The organism is Streptomyces fungicidicus, from assembly GCF_003665435.1.
GTDB lineage: Bacteria > Actinomycetota > Actinomycetes > Streptomycetales > Streptomycetaceae > Streptomyces > Streptomyces fungicidicus.
Window position 1 is genome coordinate 2,570,546 of sequence record NZ_CP023407.1, and the last position, 22,935, is coordinate 2,593,480.

Below are 22,935 nucleotides of genomic sequence, written 5' to 3' on the forward strand. Positions count from 1 at the left end.
ATCGGCGCATGTCGGAGACCGGGGGCGTACGCGAGGTGAAGTCCGCCGCGCGGACGGTGGAGGTGCTGGAGCTGCTGGCCGCGCGGGTCGACCGCCCGGCGCGCCTGCAGGAGCTGGCGGACACGCTGGGGGTGCCGCGCAGCTCGATGTACGCGCTGCTGCAGACCCTGATCTCGCGGGGCTGGGTGCGCACGGACGTCACCGGCTCGCTGTACGGCATCGGCATCCACGCCCTGCTCACGGGCACCAGCTACCTCGACTCGGACCCGCGTGTGAGGGCCGTGCGCCCGTATCTCGACGAGGCGTCCGACGCGCTGGGCGAGACGATCCACATGGGGCGGCTGGACGGCCGGGACGTGGCGTATCTGGCGACCCGCGAGTCGCACGAGTACCTGCGGACCATCAGCCGGGTGGGACGGCGGCTGCCGGCGCACGTGGGCGCGCTCGGCAAGGCGCTGCTGGCCGAGCGGCCGGACGACGAGCTGCCCGAGGGGCCCTACGAGGCGGCCACACCCCGCACCCACACCTCGCGGGAGTCGCTGGCCGCCGATCTGGCCCGGGTGCGGGAGCGCGGCTACTCGGTGGACCGGGAGGAGGGCGTGCCCGGGATCGTCGGTTTCGGCTTCACCCTGCGGTACGACTCCCCCGCGCAGGACGCCATCAGCTGCTCGGTTCCGGTGGCCCGGCTGACCCCGGAGCGGGAGGAGCGGATCGTCGCCGTAATGCGGGAGATCCGGACGAAGGTGGAAGCAACGATCCCCGCAGGTGGCGGGGCCATTCAGTGGCGTTAGCGGACGCTGCTACCCGGCCTCCCCGAACCCCAAACACAACTGTGGTTTAGATCACAGCTTGCGCGCTCCCGTTGCCCTCCCCCCGCTTGATACAAATTGCCCGCGCGCTCCTGTCCGTCGACGGTCGTCGCCCCCTTCCTCTCCCACGGTCCTCGTACCGTCCCTTTCGCACGCCCTGGGAACGCCCGTGTTCGCCCCTCGCACCACCCCCTGGCCCCTCGTCGCCCTCTTCACGGCCGGGTACCTCGCCCCGTATCTGCTGCCGACCACCGTCGGCCGGCTGGAACGCGGGCTCGCGCTCTCCGCCACCCAGGCGGGAGCCGTCGGCAGCGCGCTGCTGCTGAGCTCGGCCACCGCCGGGTTCCTGCTGGCGTCCCGCGTGGAGCGGGTCGGGGCACGGACCCTGGCCCGGCTGGGCCTGCTGATGGCCGCCGTCGGCTACGGCGGGGCCGCCCTGACCACCTCCGTGCCGGCCGTCGTCGCCGGTGCGATGGTCGGCGGCTTCGGCTCCGGCACGGCCACCACCGTCGCCGCCACGCGGATCGCCGCCGAACGCGACCCGCACCGGGCCTCCACCCTCGGGCTGCTCAGCGTCTCCGCGCTCGCGGGCGTGGTGTACCTGACGGTGCCGCGGCTGCCGGGACACGGGCTCACGCTGGCCGCCATCGCCCTCACCGCGCTGGCCGTGTGGCCGCTGACCTCACGGCTGCCGGGCGGCACCCCCGCTCCGCGCCCGGCCGCCGGACCCGGCCGGGCCTCCGCCCGCCTGCCGTACCGGCGTTCGGGGCTCGTCCTGGCCGGCGCCATGCTGCTGTGGTCGCTCGCCCAGAACGCGCTGTGGGGCGTCAGCGGACGCATCGGCGTCGGCCAGGCGCACCTCTCCGAGCCGACCGTGGGCGTCGTCTTCGCGGTGGCGCTGGGCGCCGGGCTGCTGGGCGTCCTGGGCGCGGGCGCGCTCGGGGCGCGGCTGGGAAGGGCGCTGCCCATCGGCGGCGGCACGGTCCTGATCGCCGGCTGCATCGCGCTCAGCGCCTCAGCGACCGGACTCGGCAGCTTCGCCGCAGGTGAGATCGCCTGGAACACGGTCTACCCGGTCGTGCTGTCGTACCTGATCGGGCTGGCGGCCTCGATGGACTCGCGGGGCCGCTGGGCCGTGCTGGTCGGCTCGGCGTCGTCCCTGGGGACGGCGGCGGGTCCGCTGACCGGCAGCGTGCTCTCCGCGCAGGCCGGGTTCCCGGTGATGGGCGCGGTCCTCGGCGCCGGTCTGCTGCTGATCGCGCTGCCGATGACCGCCGTCGCCCTGCACACCGGCGGACGCCCGCTGCTGCCGGGCGCGGTCCGCCGCCGCGGCGGCCACCCGGCGGCCGTGATCGCCGCGGCCCCCGGCACCCCGGCCGGCGCGATCCCCGAGATCGGCGCCCCGGAGCAGCCGGTCGTGGAAATCCCCCTGGACGGCACCCCGGCCCCCGCCCAACGCGCCTACGACACAGCAGCCGCCACCCAGGCCCCGGGCGCCCCCTGACCCCCGCCGTTTCCGCGGGCAGTCGTGCCGCTGGGGCGGCACGGGTGGGCGCGACGGCACCCCGCAAACGCCGGGCCGCGCAACCCACCCCCGCCCAGCCCCAGCACCGGCACCCGCACCCGCACCCGCACCCGCACCGCTCACCCGAAGTCGTACGCCTCCACCTCGGAGAGGTACCGCGCCCGCAACTCCTCCTCGTCCTCCAGGAAGGAGGCGAGGAAGGAGTTGCGAGCCAGCTCGCGCAACCGCTCCGCCCCCAGCCCCAGAGCATCCCGCACCGCGTCGAAGTTGTCCCCGGCGTACCCGCCGAAGTACGCCGGATCATCGGAGTTGACCGTGCACATCAGCCCCGCGTCCAGCATCGCCGGCAGCGGATGCCCGGCCAGCACGTCGACCGTCCGCAGCCGCACGTTCGACAGCGGGCAGAGCGTCAGCGGTACGCGTTCCCGTACCAGCCGCTCCACCAGCGCCGGGTCCTCGACGCAGCGCAGCCCGTGGTCGATCCGCTCCACACCGAGCACGTCCAGCGCCTCGGTGATGTACTCCGGCGGCCCCTCCTCACCCGCGTGCGCCACCCGCCGCAGCCCCAGCGCGGCGGCGGCCTCGTACACCTCGCGGAACTTCGCCGGCGGATGCCCGACCTCCGCCGAGTCGAGTCCGACGCCGGTGATCCGGTCCAGGTACGGCTTCGCGGCGTCCAGCGTCGCCAGCGCCGACCCGGCGGACTCGTCCCGCAGGAAGCACATGATCAGCCGGGTGGAGACGCCGTGCGTCTCCCGGCTCCTGCCGAGCGCCCGCCACAGCCCCTCCACCACGGTGTCCATGCCGACGCCCCGCGCGATGTGCGCCTGCGGGTCGAAGAAGATCTCCGCGTGCCGCACGCCCTGCGCGGCGGCGCGGGCGAGGTACGCGTCGGCGAGGTCCTCGAAGTCCCGCTCGGTGCGCAGCACGGCCATGAGCTCGTAGTACAGGTTCAGGAAGGACTGCAGATCCTGGAACCGGTACGCCTCACGGAGCGCGTCGGTGTCGGCGTAGGGCAGCTCGACACCGTTGCGCGCGGCAAGGGCGAAGGCCAGCTCCGGTTCCAGGGTGCCTTCGATGTGAAGGTGCAGTTCGGCTTTGGGTACGGGCATCGAAATATCGTACGGCGATATCACCGGCGCTTCGGAAGCGGCACCCTCAGCAGATCGTGCGCCACGGTCAGCTCGCCCTCGTACCCGGCCGCCCGCGCCTGCCGCTCGAACTCCTCCGGGTCGGTGTAGCGCTGGCTGAAGTGGGTGAGGACGAGATGCCGTACGCCCGCGTCCCGCGCCACCCGGGCCGCCTGCCCGGCGGTCAGATGGCCGAACTCGACGGCGAGTTCCTCGTCCTCGTCGAGGAACGTGGACTCGATGACCAGCATGTCGCAGCCCTCGGCGAGCGCGTACACCCCGTCGCACAGCCGGGTGTCCATGACGAACGCGAACCGCTGCCCGCGCCGCACCTCGCTGACCTCCTCCAGCGGGACCCCGTCGAGCGTGCCCTCGCGCTGGATGCGGCCGATGTCCGGGCCCTTGATGCCGTGCGCGGCCAGCCGGTCGGGCAGCATCCGCCGGCCGTCGGGTTCGACCAGCCGGTAGCCGAACGCCTCGACGGGATGGGACAGCCGCCGCGCCTCCAGCGTGTAGCCGGGGGTGCGGTGGAGGGGGCCGTCGGTGTCGACCGGGGCCTCGGTGAGGGCGACGGTCTCCCGGTAGGCGGTGGCGTACCGCAGCCGGTCGAAGAAGCGCTGTCCGGACCGCGGGTAGTGGGCGGTGATCTCGTGCGGCACCTTGTCGAGGTTGATGCGCTGGATCACCCCGGCGAGGCCGAGGGAGTGGTCGCCGTGGAAGTGGGTGACGCAGATCCGGTTGAGGTCGTGGGCGGCGGCCCCGGCGCGCAGCATCTGGCGCTGGGTGCCCTCGCCGGGGTCGAACAGGATGCCCTCGCCGTCCCAGCGCAGCAGATAGCCGTTGTGGTTGCGGTGCCGGGTGGGGACCTGGCTGGCGGTGCCGAGCACCACCAGTTCACGTACGGACAAGGCCGCCTACCCCGGGGGCCATTCGAGGCCGCGGCCGCCCAGGACGTGGGCGTGCGCGTGCCAGACGGTCTGGCCGGCGCCGCTGCCGGTGTTGAAGATGATGCGGTAGCTGTCCAGCTTCTCCTCGTCGGCGACGGCCTGCGTCTCCCGCAGCACGTCCGCGGCGAGCCCGGGCGCGGCGGCGGCGAGCGCGGCGGCGTCCTTGTGGTGCGCCTTCGGGATCACCAGCACATGAGTGGGCGCCTGCGGGTTTATGTCACGGAACGCGATGGTCGTGTCGGTCTGCCGCACGATCGTCGTCGGGATGCTCCCGTCGACGATCTTGCAGAACAAGCAGTCGTCCTGAGGCTCCCCAGCCATGAACCCTCCTCGGTCCCACTGATCACTACGCAGGGCATCGTACGCCCCGGCACCCGTGTGTCCGCGGCTCACGGCAACGCCGGCGGCTCCTTCGCGGGCGCCGACTCGAGCGCCTCCAGCGCCAGCCGCACCGCCTCGTCCAACTGCACGTCCCGCCCTGCCGCGTGGTCCTGCGGCCGCTGCACGACCTCCACATCGGGATCGACCCCGTGGTTCTCCACGCCCCACCCGTACCCCTCGAGCCAGAAGGCGTACTTCGGCTGCGTCACCAGCGTCCCGTCCACCAGGCGGTACCGGCTGTCGATGCCGATCACCCCGCCCCACGTCCGCGTGCCGACCACCGGCCCGATGCCCAGCGCCCGGATCGCCGCGTTCACGATGTCGCCGTCGGAGCCGGAGAACTCGTTGGCCACGGCGACCACCGGCCCCCTGGGGGCGTCCCGCGGGTAGCTCTCCGCCCGCATGCCGCGGGGCAGGTCCCAGCCCACGATCCGCCGGGCCAGCTTCTCCACCACGAGCTGCGAGGTGTGTCCGCCCCGGTTCTCCCGCACGTCCACGACCAGGCCCTCGCGCAGCACCTCCATCCGCAGGTCGCGGTGGATCTGCGCCCACCCGGGCGCCTGCATGTCGGGCACGTGGATGTACCCCAGCCGCCCCCCGGACTTCTCCAGCACGTACGCCCGCCGGCCGGCGACCCACGCGTGGTACCGCAACGGCTCCTCGTCGGCGAGCGGCACGACGACCGCGTGCCGCAACTCGCCGCCGCCCGCGGGCGAGACGGTCAGCTCGACCGCCTTCCCCGCCGTCCCCACCAGCAGCGGCGCCGGTCCGGTCACCGGATCGACCGGCTGTCCCGCGACGGCGACGATGGCGTCGCCGGGCCGGACGGCCACACCGGGGGCGGCGAGCGGGGAGCGTGCCTCCGGGTCGGAGGTCTCCGCGGGCAGGATCCGGTCGACCCGCCAGCTGCCGTCCTCGTGCCGGGAGACGTCCGCGCCGAGCAGCCCCTGCCGCGTCCCCTCGCCGTAGCCGCCGCGCGGTGTGACGTACGCGTGCGAGGTGCCGAGTTCGCCCTGCACCTCCCACAGCAGGTCCACCAGGTCGTCGTGGGTGGCGAGACGGTCGAGGACGGGACGGTACCGGTCGAGGACGCCGTCCCAGTCGACGCCGCTCATGTCCGGACGCCAGAAGTTGTCCCGCATGATGCGGCCGTTCTCGTCGAACATCTGCCGCCACTCGACGGCCGGGTCGACGAACTGCCGCACCCTGCCGAGGTCGACGGAGATGTTGGTGTCGCTGTCGTCGTCGCCGGAGGCGCGCCGGTCGCTTGGCACGACCTTCAGCCGCCCGTCGGTCCACAGCAGCACCCGCTTGCCGTCGCCGCTGACCTCGAAGTGGTCGGCGTCCACGGCGAGGTGCTCGATGCGCTGCTGGGCGAGGTCGTAGCGCTCCAGGTCGGTCTTGGGGTCGGGGTCGTCCGGGGTGGCCCGGGACGCGCCGAGCACCCCGCGGACCGGGTGCCGCAGCCACAGCACCCCGTCCTTGGCGGCGCGCAGGTTGGAGTAGCGGGCGGCCTCCACCGGGAACGGCACGATGCGGTCGGCGAGGCCGTCGAGGTCGATCCGGGTGGTGGGGGTGCCCTCGCTGTCGGGGGTCTCGTCCCGGTCCGGCGTCTCGAAGGGCCGGCCGTGCCGCTGCGGCCCGAACGGGGACGGGGTGGTCGCCGCCAGGGTGATCAGGTACGGGCGTACGCCCTCGACGAAGGCCAGGTCGAAGACGTGCTCGTCGTAGACCGGGTCGAAGGAGCGGGAAGACAGGAACGCCAGGTGCCTGCCGTCGAGGGTGAAGGCGGGCGCGTAGTCCTGGAAGCGCAGCGGGGTCGCCTCGGTGACCGACAGGTCGGTGGTGTGGGCGAGCTTGAGCTGGCTGAGCGGGCGCGGGCCGGGGTGGGACCAGGCGAGCCAGCCGGAGTCGGGCGAGAAGACCAGCCCGGAGACGTCGCCGTCCTCGCTGCGGTCGACCTCCCGCACCTCGCCGGTCTCGCGCTCGACGAGCAGGACCCGGCCGTCGTGGGAGGCGACGGCGGCGCGGCCGCCGTCGGGTGCCATGGCGAGCCCCACGACCCGGCCCAGCTGCCCCGCGGCGATCCGGCGCGGGACGGCGCCGGGGGCGAGTCCGGTGGCGGGGGCGAACTCCAGGGCGTCCTCGCCCTCGGCGTCCGTCACCCACACCACCCACTCCTCGCCGTCCGCGCGGAACGTGCGCGGCCGCCGGGCCCGTACGCCCGGGGTCGCGGCGAGCGCGCGGGCCGGGCCGGAGCGGTGGGTGACCCAGTGGACGGTGCCGCGGACGCAGACGGCGCTGCCGCGCGCGGTGTGGTCGGGGGAGGCGGAGCCGAACCAGCGGGCGGCGTTCACCGGGAAGGGCTGGAGGTCGACGCGCTGCCCGCCGAGGCGGATGTCGAGCCGGCGCGGCTCGGCGCCGTCGAGGTCGTCCAGGATCCACAGCTCACCGGCGCTGGAGTAGACGACCCGGCTGCCGTCGCTCGCGGCGTGCCGGGCGTAGAAGCCGCCGAGGGGGGTGTGCCTGCGCAGGTCGGAGCCGTCGGCGAGGGAGGAGTACAGGGCGCCGGTGCCCTCGTGGTCGGAGAGGAACGCGATCCGGTCCCCCGCCCACAGCGGGTACTCGATGTTCCCGTCCAGGTCCTCGTGCAGCCGTACGAACTCGCCGTCGCCCGCGCGGTCGATCCACAGCTTGCCCGCGGTGCCGCCCCGGTAGCGCTTCCACCAGGCGGCCTCGCGGCCCATCGGCGCGGACAGCAGCACGGTGTGCGGTCCGTCGGCGACGTCGCCCACGGGGCCGTACGGCAGGGTGGCGGCCGGGCCGCCGTCGAGCGGGACGGCGCGGGCCCAGCTGCGCCGCAGACTGGCCTGGCCCTCGGTGCTGAGCGCCAGCACCCGTCCGTCCGCCGTCCAGCCGCGGACCTGGGTCCGCGCGCTGCCCCAGTGGGTCAGGCGTCTGCCGGGGCCCCCGTCGACGGGCGCGACGTGCACCTCGGGGGCGCCGTCGCGGGTGGAGGTCCAGGCGACGGTGGTGCCGTCGGGTGAGACACGCGGGTGGTTCACCGGCACGTTGTCGGCGCTGACCCGCCAGGCCCGGCCGCCGTCGAGCGGGGCGAGCCACACGTCGTCCTCGGCGGTGAAAGCGACCAACTCGCCGTGCGGGTGCGGGAATCGGAGGTAAGCGGCGGATGCGGCGGATGCGACCGATGCGGGCTGTGTCACCCGATCACCCTATGCACGGGGAAGCTGCCTGGACAGGGGTTTGGATCACTTGCCCTCGACGGGGCGACAGGAGGGGTACTGCTCGCACCACACGGTCGTGGTGACGGTCACGGTGACCGTGGGCTTCGGGCCGCGCTGCGTCGGTTCGCCCACGCGCGGCGGGCTGGTGGAGTCGCAGTCGCCGAGGCCGTCGACCCGGAACCACTGCTTGCCGTCCACCTTCGCGGTGAGGTCGCCGCGTACGCAGGCGCCGTTGACGGCGTGGGTGACCTTGCCGTCGACGGTGATCTCCTTGCCGTCCTCCGTCTCGCCGTCGCAGTCGACGGCGGCGACGGTGTTCTCGCCGGCCTTGTCCCCGGCCTTGTCCCCGAAGGAGGCGGTGCAGGTGAGCCATCGCACGCCGGCCTTCTGCCGGTTGAGCTCCTTGGTCACGGTCTCGTCGGTGGTGAGCGCGACGGCCGCGGAACCCAGTCCGCCGCCCTCGCACGCCGCGAGCCCACCGATGGCGGCCACGGCGAATCCGGCGACCAGCACCTGTCGCATCCTCATGCCCGGCAGCCTGCCACCGCCACCGCCGGCGCGATAGGGCGCATACGGTCACTTACTCCCCGCCCAGGCTCCTTTGAGCCCCTCCGGCGTTTGAGGAGCGGGGGTCCGGGGGCAGCGCCCCCGGGTCGGGACGGGAAGGGGCGGCGGGGGCGAGAAACCCCCGGCTCAGGACCAGCGCCCCGTACGCCCCAGCAACAACGCCCCCGCCGCCGTCCCCGCCGTGGACGTCCGCAGCACACTCCGCCCCAGCCGGTAGGCCCGCGCCCCGGCCCCCTCGAAGGCCGCCAACTCCTCCGGAGAAACGCCCCCTTCCGGCCCGACGACCAGCACGACGTCCCCGGACGCGGGAAGCCCGGCGGTCGCCAGCGGCTCGACCCCGCTCTCGTGCAGCACGGCCGCGAAGTCCGCTTCGGCGAGAAGTGACGCAACCTGCTTGGTCGTCGCCGCGTCCGCGACCCGCGGGAAGCGCACCCGCCGGGACTGCTTGCCGGCCTCCCGCGCCGTCGCCCGCCACTTGGCGAGGGACTTCAGACCCCGCTCGCCCTTCCACTGCGTGATGCAGCGCGACGCCGACCAGGGCACGATCACGTCGACGCCGACCTCGGTCATCGTCTCCACGGCCACCTCACCCCGGTCGCCCTTGGGCAGCGCCTGGACGACGGTGAGCCGGGGGAACTCCTCGGGCTCCTCGACGACATGGCCGAGCCGCACGATCAGCCGGTCCTTGCCCTCGGTGCCGTCGACCTCGCCCTCCGCCCAGCGGCCCGCGCCGTCGGTGAGCACGACGGCCTCGCCGGCCCGCAGCCGCTTCACGGCGACGGCGTGCCGTCCCTCGGGGCCGTCGAGCACATGGCGGCCGGAGCCGTCGGTGGCGAAGTCGTCGACGACGAAGACCGGGGCGGTCATCGGGCGCCTCCCGTCGACAACGCCGCCCTGGCGGTGGCGAGTTCGGCGGCCAGGACCTCCACCAGCTGCCCTGCGGGCAGCTCGCGTGCCATCCGGTGGCCCTGCCCCGCCCACAGCGCCATGCCCTGCGCGTCCCCGGCCCTGGCGGCGGCCTTGCGCAGCGGCGCGGTGAGGTGGTGGACGTCCGGGTAGGCGGCGGGCGCGTACGGGCCGTGCTCGCGCAGGAAGCGGTTGACCAGGCCGCGTGCCGGGCGGCCGGAGAAGGCGCGGGTCAGCTCGGTGCGGACGTACAGGGGGTTGGTCAGGGCCTGCTTGTGCAGGGCGTGCGCGCCGGATTCGGGGGTGGCGAGGAAGGCGGTGCCGAGCTGGGCGGCGGAGGCGCCGGCCGCGAGCACGGCGGCGATCTGGCCGCCGCGCATGATGCCGCCGGCGGCGACGACCGGGATGCCGACGGATTCCCGGACCTGGGCGACGAGGGACAGCAGCCCCACGCCGGAGCCGTCGGTCTCCGGGACGTCGCGGTGGGTGCCCTGGTGGCCGCCGGCCTCGACGCCCTGCGCGATCACCGCGTCCGCGCCGGCCCGCTCCACGGCCCGGGCCTCCTCCGCGGTGGTGGCGGTGACCAGCGTGTACGTGCCGACGCGGCGCAGGGAGTCCAGCGCCTCACGGGCCGGCACACCGAAGTGGAACGACACCGCCGGTACCGGGTTGTCCAGCAGGACGGCGAGCTTGGCGTCGTAGCCGTCGTCGCGGCCGCTGTCCGGGTCGCCGAGCTCGGTCTCGTACCAGCCGGCCTCACCGGCCAGCTGGTGGGCGTAGACGCCGACGGCGGCCGGGTCGGCGGTCTCCGGCTGCGGCAGGAAGAGGTTGACACCGAAGGGCCGGGAGGTCAGTCCCCGAAGCTGCTTGATCTCCTGGTACATCCCGTCCGCGGTCTTGTACCCGGCGGCGAGGAAACCGAGCCCGCCCGCCTCGGACACGGCGGCGGCGAGCTGTGGCACGGAGACACCGCCCGCCATGGGCGCCTGCACGATCGGGTGCGGGAGGAGATCGGTCGGTACGGAGGACATGAGCGCATATTGCCACGTCCCCCGGCCGACTCCGAACGCGCCCTTCCCCCGGGCACGAGGCACTTTCCCCGAGGTCACCGCGCCCGGCCCCGACACCGGGCACCGACCGCGACCGGCACCCGGCGCCGGACGGATCAGCGCCCGTTGAACGCGTCCTTCAGCCGCGAGAACAGCCCCTGCTGCCCCGGCTGACTGTGCCTGCCCGGGGGACGACCCCCGGACCCCCGGCAGGACCCCCGACGCCCGGCGCCAGACAGATCAGCGCCCGTTGAACGCGTCCTTCAGCCGCGAGAACAGCCCCTGCTGCCCCGGCTGGAACTGGCCCGTGGGCCGTTCCTCGCCGCGCAGCTTGGAGAGTTCGCGGAGCAGGCGTTCCTGCTCGGGGTCGAGCTTGGTCGGGGTCTGGACCTCGACGTGGACGATGAGGTCGCCCCGGCCTCCGCCGCGCAGATGCGTGACGCCCCGGCCGTGCAGCGGGATCGACTGGCCGGACTGGGTGCCGGGCCGGATGTCGACCTCCTCCAGACCGTCCAGCGTCTCCAGGGGCACCTTGGTGCCGAGGGCCGCCGCCGTCATCGGGAGGGTGACCGTGCAGTGCAGGTCGTCGCCGCGCCGCTGGAACTGCGCGTGCGGCAGTTCGTGGATCTCCACGTACAGGTCACCGGCGGGACCGCCGCCGGGCCCGACCTCGCCCTCGCCGGACAGCTGGATCCGGGTGCCGTTGTCGACACCGGCCGGGATCTTGACCGTCAGGGTGCGGCGGGAACGGATCCTGCCGTCGCCCGCGCACTCCGGGCACGGCGTCGGGACGACCGTGCCGAAGCCCTGGCACTGCGGGCAGGGGCGGGACGTCATGACCTGGCCCAGGAAGGACCGCGTGACCTGCGAGACCTCACCGCGGCCACGGCACATGTCACAGGTCTGCGCGGTGGTGCCCGGAGCGGCGCCCTCGCCGCTGCACGTGGTGCAGACGACGGCCGTGTCGACCTGGATGTCCTTGGTCGTGCCGAACGCGGCCTCGTCCAGCTCGACATCGATCCGGATCATCGCGTCCTGACCCCGGCGGGTGCGCGAGCGCGGCCCGCGCTGCGACGCCGTGCCGAAGAACGCGTCCATGATGTCGGAGAAGTTGCCGAAGCCGCCGGCCCCGAAGCCGCCCGCGCCACCGGCGCCGCCGGCCTGCGAGAGCGGGTCGCCGCCGAGGTCGTAGACCTGCTTCTTCTGCGGGTCCGACAACACCTCGTAGGCGGCGTTGATCTCCTTGAACCGCTCTTGCGTCTTGGGATCAGGATTGACGTCCGGATGCAGCTCGCGGGCGAGCCGCCGGAAGGCCTTCTTGATCTCCTCCTGCGACGCGTCGCGGCGCACGCCGAGTACGGCGTAGTAGTCCGTGGCCACTACGACTCCGCCAGGATCTGTCCGACGTACCGTGCCACTGCGCGTACCGCTCCCATCGTTCCCGGGTAGTCCATGCGTGTCGGTCCGACCACGCCGAGCTTGGCAACAGCCTCGCCGCCCGAACCGTAGCCCACCGACACGACGGACGTGGAGTTGAGTCCCTCGTAGGCGTTCTCGTGCCCGATGCGCACGGTCATGCCCGAATCCCCCGCCTCGCCAAGCAACTTGAGGAGCACGACCTGCTCCTCGAGCGCCTCAAGGACGGGCCGGATGGTGAGGGGGAAGTCATGTCCGAAGCGGGTGAGATTGGCGGTGCCGCCGATCATCAGACGCTCCTCGTTCTCCTCGACGAGCGTCTCCAGGAGTGTGGAGAGCACCGTCGAGACCGTGCCGCGGTCGTCCGCCTCGAAGGCCTCGGGGAGGTCCTCCACCAGGCTCGGCACATCACTGAAGCGGCGGCCGGCGACCCGGCTGTTGAGCCGCGCCCGCAGGTCCGCCAGGGACGCCTCGCCGAACGGCGCCGGGCAGTCGACCAGGCGCTGCTCGACCCGGCCGGTGTCCGTGATCAGCACCAGCATCAGCCGCGCGGGCGCCAGGGCCAGCAGCTCCACGTGGCGCACCGTCGAGCGGGTGAGCGACGGGTACTGCACGACGGCGACCTGCCGGGTGAGCTGCGCGAGCAGCCGCACCGTCCTGGCCACCACGTCGTCGAGGTCGACGGCGCCCTCGAGGAAGTTCTGGATGGCGCGCCGCTCGGGCGCGGTCATCGGCTTGACGCCGGCGAGCTTGTCGACGAACAGGCGGTAGCCCTTGTCGGTGGGGATGCGCCCGGCACTGGTGTGCGGCTGGGCGATGAACCCCTCGTCCTCCAGGGCCGCCATGTCGTTGCGCACGGTGGCCGGGGAGACGCCGAGGTTGTGCCGCTCGGTGAGCGCCTTGGAGCCGACGGGCTCCTCGGTGCCGACGTAGTCCTGGACGATGGCGCGCAGCACCTGGAGCCTGCGTTCACTGAGCATCGCGCACACCTCCAGATGCCTTCCGACCGAATACTTCCCCGGGACCCCCTGGCACTCTTCGTACGCGAGTGCCAGACCTCCCCGGCCAAGTGTACGGCCGGTGGGTACGCCCCGGGCAAGGCCGGTCCCACGCCGTCGCGCCGGGCGGGCCCGTCCCCGATAGCGTCCCGTCATGACCGTGACTTGGGAAGAGACGGGATGGGAGCAGTTGGCGCCCGGCGTGGGACGGTGCCGGCTGCCCGTGTGGGACTGCACGGCGGGGCTCGTGGTGGGCTCGGACGGCGTGCTGCTCGTCGACGCGGGCTCCGCCCCGGCCGAGGGCGCGCGGTTGCGGACGGAGGCGCGGACGCTCACCGGACGCCGTGTGACGCATCTCGCGCTCACCCACCCCCACTTCGATCACATCCTGGGGGCGCCGGCGTTCCCGGACGCGGAGGTGTTCGGCGCGGTGGGCATGGACGCGGTGCTGTCCGGCCGCGGGCGGGCGGAGCTGCGGGCGGACGCGGTGCGCCACGGGCTGGACGCGCACACGGCGGAGGTGGCCGTGGACGCGCTGGTCGCGCCCCGGCACATGGTGTCCGGCGAGTGGACGCTCGACCTGGGCGGCGGTCTGCAGGTGCTGCTGGCGAACGTGGGTCCGGGGCACACCGCCCACGACCTCGCGGTGCTCGTCCCCGGCTCTCCGGAGGTGGTCTTCTGCGGCGACCTGGTCGAGGAGTCGGGCGAGCCGCAGGCCGGCCCCGACGCCGTGCCGTCGCGCTGGCCGGCCGCGCTGGACCGGCTGCTGGAGCTGGGCGGCGAGGACGCGCGGTACGTCCCCGGTCACGGAGCGGTGGTGAACGCGGCGTTCGTGCGGGCCCAGCGCGACGCCCTGGCGGCCCGTTTCGGCGTGTCGGACTGATCACGGCGGGCGCGCTCCTCGTATCGTCATCAGAATGCGCCAGTACTCCGCCGATCTGACCCCTCCGTGGAAGAAGCCGCAGCCGGTGCCGGAGGTGGCGGCCGAGCCGGGACTGGTGGTGGAGGAGCCCGGCACGGGCTTCTGCGGCGCGGTGATCCGCTGCGAGGCGGGCACGGTGACCCTGGAGGACCGCTTCGGCAAGCACCGGGTGTTCCCGCTGGAGCCGCGCGGGTTCCTGCTGGAGGGGCGCGTGGTGACGCTGGTACGACCGTCCGCCGGTCCGGCGCGTCCCACCCGTACGGCGTCCGGTTCGGTGGCCGTTCCCGGCGCACGCGCGCGGGTCGCCCGGGCGGGGCGGATCTACGTCGAGGGGCGGCACGACGCGGAGCTGGTCGAGAAGGTGTGGGGCGACGACCTGCGCGTCGAGGGCGTGGTCGTGGAGTACCTGGAGGGCGTGGACGACCTGCCGTCCGTGGTGGCCGAATTCGCACCCGGCCCGGACGCGCGGCTGGGCGTCCTGGTGGACCACCTGGTGCCCGGCTCGAAGGAGTGGCGGATCGCGGAGTCGGTGACGAGCGAGCACGCGCTGGTGGTGGGCCACCCCTACATCGACGTCTGGGAGGCCGTGAAGCCGGCGTCCGTCGGCATCGAGGCGTGGCCGCGGGTGCCACGGGGTCAGGACTGGAAGAAGGGGGTGTGCCGGGCGCTGGGCTGGCGGGTGGCGAACACCGGTGAGGCGTGGCAGCGGATCCTCGGCTCGGTCCACTCGTACAAGGACCTGGAGCCCCAGCTCCTGGGCCGCGTGGAAGAACTGATCGACTTCGTGACCGCCGCGGCGTGACGGACGTACCCCGCTGTTTTCAGCCCGTCCGGCGTTTGAGGACGAGGCCCGAAGGGCCGACAGGGGGGTCTGGGGGCGCAGCCCCCAGGGACGGGACGGGAAGGGGCGGCGGGGGCGAGAAAAGGTCAGTCGACCAGATCCCGCACCACCGCGTCGGCGAGCAGCCGCCCCCGCAGGGTCAGGGCCGCGCGGCCCTCCTCGTACGGCTCACGCCGCAGCAGCCCGTCCGCGAGGGCCCGGCGCGCGGCAGCGAGCCCGTCGGCGCGCAGCAGCGACAGCGGAACACCCTCCTCGAGCCGCAGCTCCAGCAGCACCCGCTCCACCCGCCGGTCCTCGTCCGACAGGACCTCCCGCCCCGCCCCCGGCGCACGCCCCTCCGCCAGCGCCGCCGCGTACGCCCCCGGATGCTTGACGTTCCACCAGCGCACCCCGCCCACGTGCGAGTGCGCGCCGGGCCCCGCGCCCCACCAGTCGGCGCCGCGCCAGTACAGCTCGTTGTGCAGGCAGCGCCCGGCCTCGGAGGTCGCCCAGTTGGACACCTCGTACCAGTCGAAGCCCGCCCCCGACAGCATCTCCTCGGCGATCAGATAGCGGTCCGCGTGGACGTCGTCGTCCGTCATCGGGACCTCGCCCCGCCGGATCCGCCGGGCGAGCTGCGTGCCCTCCTCGACGATCAGCGCGTACGCGGAGACATGGTCCGGGCCCGCGCCGATCGCCGCGTCCAGGGACGCCCGCCAGTCGTCGTCGGACTCCCCCGGCGTGCCGTAGATCAGGTCCAGGTTGACGTGCGCGAAGCCGGCCGCGCGGGCCTCCGCGACACACGCCTCCGGCCGTCCGGGCGTGTGCGTGCGGTCCAGGACCTTCAGCACGTGCTGCCGGGCGCTCTGCATGCCGAAGGAGATCCGGTTGAAGCCGCCGGCTCGCAGGGCCGCCAGATAGGCCGGGTCGACCGACTCCGGGTTCGCCTCCGTGGTCACCTCCGCGTCCGCGGCCAGCCCGAACTCCTCCCGGATCGCGCCCAGCATCCGTACCAGGTCGTCGGCGGCCAGCAGCGTCGGCGTGCCCCCGCCGACGAACACCGTGCGGACCTCGCGCGGGTCGTCGCCGAGCACCTTGCGGGCCAGGCGGATCTCGTCGATCAGCGTCTCGGCGTAGTTGTCGCGGGAGGCGAGCACACCGCCGCTGCCGCGCAGCTCGGTCGCGGTGTAGGTGTTGAAGTCGCAGTAGCCGCAGCGGGTCGCGCAGTACGGGACGTGCAGGTAGAACCCGAGGGGGCGGTCGGCGGCCCCGGCGAGCGCGGAGGCGGGCAGCGCGCCGTCGGCGGGGACGGGCTCGCCGTCGGGGAGTGCGGAAGGCATGTGCTCCATTGTCCCGCACCGGCCGGGTCACTCGGCCTGGAGCACCAGGAGGGCGAGATCGTCCGCGGGCGGCCGGGCTCCGAACTCGTGCACCAGCTGCGTGATCCGTTCCGCTATCGGCTCCGCGTCCATCCCCGCGCATCCGGCGAGCGCCGCGGCGAGCCCGTCGCCGTCGTCGAACTGGCGGGAGCCGGAGCGCCGCTCGGTGACCCCGTCGGTGACGCAGAGGAGGGTGTCGCCGGAGTACATCTCGAAGGTCTCGCCGGCGTACGCGGTGTCCTCGACGACCCCGAGCAGGGTCTGCGGCTGGGCGACCGTGCGGACGGTGCCGTCGGGGGCGAGCAGCAGGGGCAGGGGGTGTCCGGCGGAGGCGAGGGTGCAGCGGACGCCGCCGTCGAAGGGGACCAGTTCGCCGTAGAGGAGGGAGAGGAAGCGCGTCTGGGGGCCGTCGCCGGGGGCGGTCGGGCGGGCGCCCGCCGCGACCAGCGCGCGGGCGGCCGCGTCCGCCGCCTCGGTGGCGTCGTCAAGGAGGAGCTGGTTGAGGCGGTCCAGGACGTCGGCGACGTGGTAGCCCTCGCGGGCGAGCAGCCGCAGCCAGGGCCGGGCCAGTCCGATGACCACGGCCGCCTCGGGGCCCTTGCCCTGGACGTCGCCGACGGCGAAGCACCAGCGGCCCTGCCCGGCCGGGAAGAGGTCGTAGAAGTCGCCGCTCGGTCCGCCCTTGTCGCAGGGCTCGTAGACGAGGGCGCTGCGCACACCGGGGATCTCGGCGACGGCGCCGGGCAGCAGTCCGCGCTGGAGCACGGCGCTGATGGTGGCCTGGCGGGAGTACTGCCGGGCGGCGCCGATGGCGAGCGCGACCCGGCGGCCGAGGTCTTCCACCAGGCCGGTGATCTCGTCGGGGAAGCGGTCGATGCCGCCCCGGCCGATCACCAGCGTGCCGAGCGGACGCCCGCCGGCGACGAGCCGGTAGGCGAGGGAGGTGCCGGGGGAGCCGCCGGCGCCGGGGGTGTCGAGCGCCTCCTCCGGCCAGGGGTAGGGGGCCGGTCCGGGGTGCAGCGGATCGGTGCGGCGGGGCGGGTTGCGCTCCAGGGAGCGGGTCAGTTCCTCGATGCGGTCCTCGCCCGCGTGCCAGACGCGGGCGAGGCGGGAGCCGCCGGCCCGGTCCCCGTCGTTCCAGCCGCCGTGGCCGCCGGTCTCGTCCTCCAGCCACACCGCGCACCAGTCGGCCAGCCGCGGCACGATCAGCTGTCCGGTGAGCGAGGTGACGAGGTCCTCGTCGAGCTGCCCGGCGAGCAGGTCGGAGGCCTCGGCGAGGAAGGACAGGGCGCCGCGCCCCAGCCACGTCCCGTCCCGTCCGGGCCGGCGGGCGAGCCAGTCGTCGCCGTAGGAGCCGCCGCGCCAGGCGTCCCGGGCGGGAGCGGGCGGCTCCTGCGCGAGGAACCGCGCCGCCCCCAGGTCGCGCGCCGGCGTGCGCTCCCCCGGGTACGCCTCGCTCGCGTCGCCCGCCGTGTACCCCCCGGCGGCCAGCCGCGCCCACACCGTCTTGCTGCCCGGACGGTAGGTGATCCCCCAGGCCTCGGAGAGCGCGGCGACCAGACGCAGGCCGCGCCCGTACTCGGCGATGTCGTGCGCCGGCGCCTCCTCCTCGTCGCCCAGCGGCGCGCGGGAGGGGTGCAGGTCGGCGACCTCGACGACGAGTGCGCCCGTCGCCGCCTCCAGCCCGCACCTCAGCCGCACCTCGGTGCCGGCGTGCACGACGGCGTTGGTGACGAGCTCGCTGGCGATCAGCGTGGCGTCGTCGCCGACCCGGCCGGTGAGGTGCTCGGCGCCGGGCAGGGCGAGCTGGGCCCACTCGGTGAGCGCCTTGCGCAGCATGGCGCGCGCGGCGCCCGGCGCGAGGGAGCTTCCAGGCAGGGTCGCGTCCACCCGGGCGCACTCGGGCGCGCCGGGGGCGCAGGAGGCGGTCTCCCGTTGGGTCGGAATGGCCCGCATGGGCAGCTCCCGGGCAGTTCGTACGAAGAGAACTCGATCGCTGCCGACAGGGTGACAGAACGGACCCGCCCATACGCAACGAGTCACCGAAGTGAACCGCCAGGAGTGAGAACAGTGCTCCGTGAGTGGTCAGGAACGGTCAGAAAGCCGCTCGGTTCCGGACAACGTGAAAACGGAGGGCGGGGCCCCGGGCCACACCGGCCCGGAACCCCGCCCCTCGGTCACCTCGTGACCGTCACGCCTCGCGGGCGCCCTCGTACATCTCCTCGATGAGGTGCTTGTACTCGCGCTCCACCACCGGGCGCTTCAGCTTCAGGCTCGGGGTGATCTCGCCGTGCTCGACGTCCAGGTCGCGCGGGAGGAGGCGGAACTTCTTGATGGTCTGCCAGCGCTGCAGGCCCTCGTTGAGCTGCTTGACGTAGCCGTCCACCATCTCGACCGTGGCGGGCGCGGCGACGACGTCCGCGTACGGCTTGCCCTCCATGCCGTTCTCGGCGGCCCAGGCGGCGAGGGCGGCCTCGTCGAGGGCGATGAGGGCGGTGCAGTAGTTCCGGTCCGCGCCGTGCACCAGGATGTTGGAGACGTAGGGGCAGACCGCCTTGAACTGGCCCTCGACCTCGGCGGGCGCGATGTACTTGCCGCCGGAGGTCTTGATCAGGTCCTTCTTGCGGTCGGTGATGCGGAGGTAGCCGTCGGCCGAGAGCTCGCCGATGTCGCCGGTGTGGAACCAGCCGTCCTCCTCCAGGACCTCGGCGGTCTTCTCGGGCAGGTTGTGGTAGCCCTGCATGATGCCGGGGCCGCGCAGCAGGATCTCGCCGTCGTCGGCGATCCGCACCTCGGTGCCGGGCAGCGGCTTGCCCACGGTGCCGGTGCGGTAGGCCTCGCCGGGGTTGACGAAGGAGGCGGCGGAGGACTCGGTGAGGCCGTAGCCCTCCAGGATGTGGATGCCGGCGCCGGAGAAGAAGTAGCCGATCTCGGGGGCGAGTGCGGCCGAGCCGGAGACGCAGGCGCGCAGGTTGCCGCCGAAGGCCTCGCGGATCTTGGCGTAGACCAGCTTGTCGGCGAGGGCGTGCTTGGTGCGCAGGCCGGCCGGGGCGCTCGCGGTGCCGGTGCGGCGGAAGTTGTCCTGGGTGACCTTGGCGTACTCGCGGGCGACCCCGGCGGCCCACTGGAAGATCTTGTACTTGGCGCCGCCGCCGGCCTTCGCCTTGGCGGCGACGCCGTTGTAGACCTTCTCGAAGATGCGGGGCACGGCGGCCATGTAGGTCGGCTGGACCACCGGGAGGTTCTCGATGATCTTGTCGACGCGGCCGTCGACGGCGGTGACGTGGCCGACCTCGATCTGGCCGGAGGTGAGCACCTTGCCGAAGACGTGGGCGAGCGGCAGCCACAGGTACTGCACGTCCCCGGCGCTGACCAGGCCGGTCGCGGCGATCGCCTTCGCCATGTACGACCAGCAGTCGTGCGGCAGACGCACGCCCTTGGGGCGCCCCGTGGTGCCGGAGGTGTAGATGAGGGTGGCGAGCTGGTCCTTGGTGATCGCGGCGACGCGCTCCTTGATCAGCTCCGGTTCCTTCTGGAGCCGGGCGGCGCCGCGCCTCTCCAGTTCGGCGAGGGTGATCACGAAGTCGTCGGTCTCGACGCCGGCCGTGTCCACGGCCACCACATGGGTGAGCTCGGGCAGCTCGGCGCGCTTCTCGACCGCCTTGGCGACCTGCTCGGCGTTCTCCGCGATGAGCACCCGGCTCTGCGAGTCGGACAGGATGTAGGCGGACTCGTCGGCGTTGGTCTGCGGGTAGACCGTGGTGGTGGCGGCGCCGGCGCAGAGGATGCCGAGGTCGGCGAGGATCCACTCGACGCGGGTGGCGGAGGCGAGCGCGACCCGCTGCTCCGGCTCCACGCCCAGCTCGATCAGACCGGCCGCGATGGCGTGGACCCGCTCGGCGGTGCCCGCCCAGGTGAGGGACTTCCAGTTGTCGGGACCCTCACCGGAGGCGGCCGGGACCGGGTAGCGGTACGCCTCGGCGTCCGGTGTGGCCGCCACACGCTCCAGGAAGAGGTTCGCCACGCTCGGCGGTCGGTTCTCGATCAGTGTCTGTGTGTCGCTCACGACATCCTCCGGGGCCCGCGACGGTGCGGCTGGCTCAGTGCGGCTGGGGTTTCCTCGCGCCGTTGTTTAACTGGCGAGTAACTATCGAGCACGGACAGAGTAAAGGGCGACCGGCCACGACGTAAGGGGTCACGGCCTGCGACTTCCCACAGAGAGCTACCCACTGAACGCGCAAGGCCCGCCGCACTCGCGCGCGACGGGCCCCGGTTCCGCCCGGTTTGCGGAGTGACCCGCGGTAACCTCCGGCTACTTCTTGCTCTTGGCCGACCCCGCGCCGTCGTCGCTGGAGAGGACGGCGATGAAGGCCTCCTGCGGAACTTCCACGGAACCCACCATCTTCATCCGCTTCTTGCCCTCCTTCTGCTTCTCCAGCAGCTTCCGCTTGCGGGAGATGTCACCGCCGTAGCACTTGGCGAGGACGTCCTTGCGGATGGCGCGGATGGTCTCGCGGGCGATGACCCGCGAGCCGATGGCGGCCTGCACCGGCACCTCGAAGGCCTGCCGCGGGATGAGCTCCTTGAGCTTGGCGACGAGCCGCACGCCGTACGCGTAGGCCTGGTCCTTGTGGGTGATCGCGGAGAACGCGTCCACCTTGTCGCCGTGCAGCAGGATGTCGACCTTGACCAGGCTGGAGGTCTGCTCGCCGGTGGGCTCGTAGTCCAGCGAGGCGTAGCCGCGGGTCTTGGACTTCAGCTGGTCGAAGAAGTCGAAGACGATCTCCGCGAGCGGGAGGGTGTAGCGGATCTCCACCCGGTCCTCGGAGAGGTAGTCCATGCCGAGCAGGACGCCGCGCCGGGTCTGGCAGAGCTCCATGATCGAGCCGATGAACTCGCTGGGCGCCAGGATGGTGGCGCGCACGACCGGCTCGTAGACCTCGTCGATCTTCCCCTCGGGGAACTCGCTCGGGTTGGTGACGGTGTGCTCGCTGCCGTCCTCCATGACCACCCGGTAGACCACGTTGGGCGCGGTGGCGATCAGGTCGAGGCCGAACTCGCGCTCGAGGCGCTCGCGGATCACGTCGAGGTGCAGCAGGCCGAGGAAGCCGACGCGGAAGCCGAAGCCGAGGGCGGCGGAGGTCTCCGGCTCGTAGACCAGGGCGGCGTCGTTGAGCTGGAGCTTGTCGAGGGCCTCGCGCAGCTCCGGGTAGTCGGAGCCGTCGAGGGGGTAGAGGCCGGAGAACACCATCGGCTTGGGGTCCTTGTAGCCGCCGAGCGCCTCCTCGGCGCCCTTGTGCTGGCTGGTGACGGTGTCACCGACCTTGGACTGCCGGACGTCCTTCACACCGGTGATGAGGTAGCCCACCTCGCCGACGCCGAGGCCGTCGGCGGGCAGCATCTCGGGCGAGTTGGTGCCGATCTCCAGCAGCTCGTGGGTGGCGCCGGTGGACATCATCCGGATGCGCTCGCGCTTGTTGAGCTGGCCGTCGATGACACGGACGTAGGTCACGACGCCGCGGTAGGAGTCGTAGACCGAGTCGAAGATCATCGCGCGGGCGGGGGCGTCCTTGACGCCGACCGGGGCGGGGATCTCGGCGACCACCCGGTCCAGCAGCGCCTCGACGCCGAGGCCGGTCTTCGCGGACACCTTGAGCACGTCGTCGGGGTCGCAGCCGACCAGGTTCGCCAGCTCCTCGGCGAACTTCTCCGGCTGCGCGGCCGGCAGGTCGATCTTGTTGAGCACGGGGATGATCGTGAGGTCGTTCTCCATCGCCAGGTACAGGTTGGCGAGGGTCTGGGCCTCGATGCCCTGGGCCGCGTCGACGAGGAGGACGGTGCCCTCGCAGGCGGCGAGGGACCGGGACACCTCGTAGGTGAAGTCGACGTGCCCGGGGGTGTCGATCATGTTGAGGATGTGCGTGTTGCCCTCGTCGTGGGTCGGGGCCCACGGCAACCGCACCGCCTGGGACTTGATCGTGATGCCGCGCTCGCGCTCGATGTCCATGCGGTCGAGGTACTGAGCGCGCATCTGCCGCTGCTCGACCACTCCGGTCAGCTGGAGCATCCGGTCGGCGAGCGTGGACTTGCCGTGGTCGATGTGGGCGATGATGCAGAAATTGCGGATCAGCGCCGGGTCGGTACGGCTCGGCTCGGGCACATGGCTGGGGATCGCGGGCACGCAGGGTCCTGATTCTTGAGGCGTCCGCATACGTGTGCTTGTGCGTCTGCGGTCTCGGGTCGGATCGATACGTAGCCTCCATGGTCCCACGCGCGGCGACCGGGGACGGGTTTGGGCCGCTGAATGAGCCGCTGGTAGTGTGGGTGGCTGTGTCTCATGCCCTCTCAGCACGAGGCACTCCTCAAAGAAATCATCGGCGCGGGGTCCAGTGCGGCCTCGTGCCTGAACCTGAAAAGGCTCATTCGTGGCGAACATCAAGTCCCAGATCAAGCGGAACAAGACCAACGAGAAGGCGCGGCTGCGCAACAAGGCCGTCAAGTCCTCTCTGAAGACCGCGATCCGCAAGGCCCGTGAGGCCGCCGCCGCGGGCGACGTCGAGAAGGCCACCGAGTACCAGCGCGTCGCCGCGCGTCAGCTCGACAAGGCCGTCTCCAAGGGCGTCATCCACAAGAACCAGGCCGCCAACAAGAAGTCGGCGCTGGCTCAGAAGGTCGCGGCCGTCAAGGGCTGAACCACCCTGTGATCTGATCGCCGGCGGGACTCCGGGCGGGCCCTCTCTCATCCGCCCCCGGCCGGCACCACGAACCCGTACGCGGCCTGCGTTCGCCACGCGGGTACGGGTTCACACGCTTCATCCGAGGGCCCCGTCCCCACCCCTTC

18 protein-coding genes are annotated in these 22,935 nt (G+C 73.0%); 5 read left to right on the forward strand and 13 right to left on the reverse strand.

Going from position 1 to position 22,935, the window contains the following annotated elements; genetic code table 11:
- Nucleotides 1–8: 8 nt before the first annotated feature.
- Nucleotides 9–791 (forward strand): IclR family transcriptional regulator, encoded by a 783-nt coding sequence (locus tag CNQ36_RS11600; protein WP_004931513.1) that lies wholly within the window; start codon nt 9–11, stop codon nt 789–791.
- 187 nt (nt 792–978) lie between these two features.
- Nucleotides 979–2,313: an MFS transporter gene (locus tag CNQ36_RS11605; protein WP_121545937.1), complete on the forward strand. Its 1,335-nt coding sequence runs from the start codon at nt 979–981 to the stop codon at nt 2,311–2,313.
- A 140-nt stretch (nt 2,314–2,453) separates the two neighbouring features.
- Here the strand turns inward: CNQ36_RS11605 and CNQ36_RS11610 are convergent, their stop codons facing one another.
- The 9 genes from CNQ36_RS11610 to hrcA all read right to left on the reverse strand — a co-directional run bounded on the left by CNQ36_RS11610 (nt 2,454) and on the right by hrcA (nt 12,955).
- Nucleotides 2,454–3,446, reverse strand: a complete 993-nt coding sequence (locus tag CNQ36_RS11610) for an adenosine deaminase (RefSeq protein WP_163013246.1) — start codon at nt 3,444–3,446, stop codon at nt 2,454–2,456.
- Nucleotides 3,447–3,466: 20 nt separating this feature from the next.
- The gene (locus CNQ36_RS11615) at nt 3,467–4,372 is read right to left on the reverse strand and encodes a ribonuclease Z (protein ID WP_004931507.1); all 906 of its coding nucleotides are present in this window, start codon (nt 4,370–4,372) and stop codon (nt 3,467–3,469) included.
- A 6-nt stretch (nt 4,373–4,378) separates the two neighbouring features.
- Nucleotides 4,379–4,732 carry an HIT domain-containing protein gene (locus CNQ36_RS11620; protein WP_121545939.1) on the reverse strand — a complete coding sequence of 118 codons (354 nt, stop codon included), beginning with the start codon at nt 4,730–4,732 and terminating at the stop codon, nt 4,379–4,381.
- Between the two features lie 68 nt (nt 4,733–4,800).
- Complete coding sequence (locus CNQ36_RS11625; RefSeq protein ID WP_121545940.1) at nt 4,801–8,016, reverse strand: S41 family peptidase; 3,216 nt, start codon at nt 8,014–8,016, stop codon at nt 4,801–4,803.
- A gap of 45 nt (nt 8,017–8,061) precedes the next feature.
- Nucleotides 8,062–8,565: a hypothetical protein gene (locus CNQ36_RS34665; protein ID WP_163013247.1), complete on the reverse strand. Its 504-nt coding sequence runs from the start codon at nt 8,563–8,565 to the stop codon at nt 8,062–8,064.
- A 165-nt stretch (nt 8,566–8,730) separates the two neighbouring features.
- Nucleotides 8,731–9,471, reverse strand: a complete 741-nt coding sequence (locus CNQ36_RS11635) for a 16S rRNA (uracil(1498)-N(3))-methyltransferase (RefSeq protein WP_121545941.1) — start codon at nt 9,469–9,471, stop codon at nt 8,731–8,733.
- Nucleotides 9,468–10,541 carry a nitronate monooxygenase gene (locus tag CNQ36_RS11640; protein WP_121545942.1) on the reverse strand — a complete coding sequence of 358 codons (1,074 nt, stop codon included), beginning with the start codon at nt 10,539–10,541 and terminating at the stop codon, nt 9,468–9,470. Before CNQ36_RS11640 ends, CNQ36_RS11635 begins: the two co-directional genes overlap by 4 nt.
- 258 nt (nt 10,542–10,799) lie before the next feature.
- Nucleotides 10,800–11,939, reverse strand: coding sequence for a molecular chaperone DnaJ (dnaJ, locus tag CNQ36_RS11645; RefSeq protein WP_004931491.1), 1,140 nt, complete (start codon nt 11,937–11,939; stop codon nt 10,800–10,802).
- A complete protein-coding gene (gene hrcA / locus CNQ36_RS11650; protein ID WP_004931488.1) occupies nt 11,939–12,955 on the reverse strand; it encodes a heat-inducible transcriptional repressor HrcA in 1,017 nt (338 codons plus the stop codon). The genes dnaJ and hrcA overlap by 1 nt, the downstream gene beginning before the upstream one ends.
- Nucleotides 12,956–13,127: 172 nt before the next feature.
- Between hrcA and CNQ36_RS11655 the strand changes: the two genes are divergently transcribed.
- Nucleotides 13,128–13,856 carry an MBL fold metallo-hydrolase gene (locus tag CNQ36_RS11655; protein WP_121545943.1) on the forward strand — a complete coding sequence of 243 codons (729 nt, stop codon included), beginning with the start codon at nt 13,128–13,130 and terminating at the stop codon, nt 13,854–13,856.
- Between the two features lie 34 nt (nt 13,857–13,890).
- Entirely contained in the window at nt 13,891–14,697 is an 807-nt protein-coding gene (locus CNQ36_RS11660; protein ID WP_121545944.1) for a DUF3097 domain-containing protein, read from the forward strand.
- A 125-nt stretch (nt 14,698–14,822) separates the two neighbouring features.
- On the opposite strand, the gene hemW is transcribed toward CNQ36_RS11660, so the two are convergent.
- The 4 genes from hemW to lepA all read right to left on the reverse strand — a co-directional run bounded on the left by hemW (nt 14,823) and on the right by lepA (nt 22,275).
- A complete protein-coding gene (gene hemW, locus CNQ36_RS11665) occupies nt 14,823–16,055 on the reverse strand; it encodes a radical SAM family heme chaperone HemW (protein WP_121548433.1) in 1,233 nt (410 codons plus the stop codon).
- A 27-nt stretch (nt 16,056–16,082) separates the two neighbouring features.
- Entirely contained in the window at nt 16,083–18,050 is a 1,968-nt protein-coding gene (locus CNQ36_RS11670) for a SpoIIE family protein phosphatase (RefSeq protein WP_121545945.1), read from the reverse strand.
- Nucleotides 18,051–18,285: 235 nt separating this feature from the next.
- Entirely contained in the window at nt 18,286–20,160 is a 1,875-nt protein-coding gene (locus CNQ36_RS11675; RefSeq protein ID WP_004931480.1) for an AMP-dependent synthetase/ligase, read from the reverse strand.
- Between the two features lie 246 nt (nt 20,161–20,406).
- Entirely contained in the window at nt 20,407–22,275 is a 1,869-nt protein-coding gene (lepA, locus tag CNQ36_RS11680) for a translation elongation factor 4 (protein ID WP_004931479.1), read from the reverse strand.
- Between the two features lie 244 nt (nt 22,276–22,519).
- Between lepA and rpsT the strand changes: the two genes are divergently transcribed.
- Nucleotides 22,520–22,786, forward strand: coding sequence for a 30S ribosomal protein S20 (rpsT, locus tag CNQ36_RS11685; RefSeq protein ID WP_073931938.1), 267 nt, complete (start codon nt 22,520–22,522; stop codon nt 22,784–22,786).
- Nucleotides 22,787–22,935 lie beyond the last annotated feature (149 nt).

Coding starts and splice junctions, on each gene's coding strand:
- CNQ36_RS11600 (WP_004931513.1), top strand. CDS start 9: ATGTCGGAGACCGGGGGCGTACGCGAGGTGAAGTCCGCCGCGCGGACG.
- CNQ36_RS11610 (WP_163013246.1), bottom strand. CDS start 3,446: ATGCCCGTACCCAAAGCCGAACTGCACCTTCACATCGAAGGCACCCTG.
- CNQ36_RS11620 (WP_121545939.1), bottom strand. CDS start 4,732: ATGGCTGGGGAGCCTCAGGACGACTGCTTGTTCTGCAAGATCGTCGAC.
- CNQ36_RS34665 (WP_163013247.1), bottom strand. CDS start 8,565: ATGAGGATGCGACAGGTGCTGGTCGCCGGATTCGCCGTGGCCGCCATC.
- CNQ36_RS11635 (WP_121545941.1), bottom strand. CDS start 9,471: ATGACCGCCCCGGTCTTCGTCGTCGACGACTTCGCCACCGACGGCTCC.
- CNQ36_RS11640 (WP_121545942.1), bottom strand. CDS start 10,541: ATGTCCTCCGTACCGACCGATCTCCTCCCGCACCCGATCGTGCAGGCG.
- hrcA (WP_004931488.1), bottom strand. CDS start 12,955: ATGCTCAGTGAACGCAGGCTCCAGGTGCTGCGCGCCATCGTCCAGGAC.
- CNQ36_RS11655 (WP_121545943.1), top strand. CDS start 13,128: ATGACCGTGACTTGGGAAGAGACGGGATGGGAGCAGTTGGCGCCCGGC.
- CNQ36_RS11660 (WP_121545944.1), top strand. CDS start 13,891: ATGCGCCAGTACTCCGCCGATCTGACCCCTCCGTGGAAGAAGCCGCAG.
- hemW (WP_121548433.1), bottom strand. CDS start 16,055: ATGCCTTCCGCACTCCCCGACGGCGAGCCCGTCCCCGCCGACGGCGCG.
- CNQ36_RS11670 (WP_121545945.1), bottom strand. CDS start 18,050: ATGCGGGCCATTCCGACCCAACGGGAGACCGCCTCCTGCGCCCCCGGC.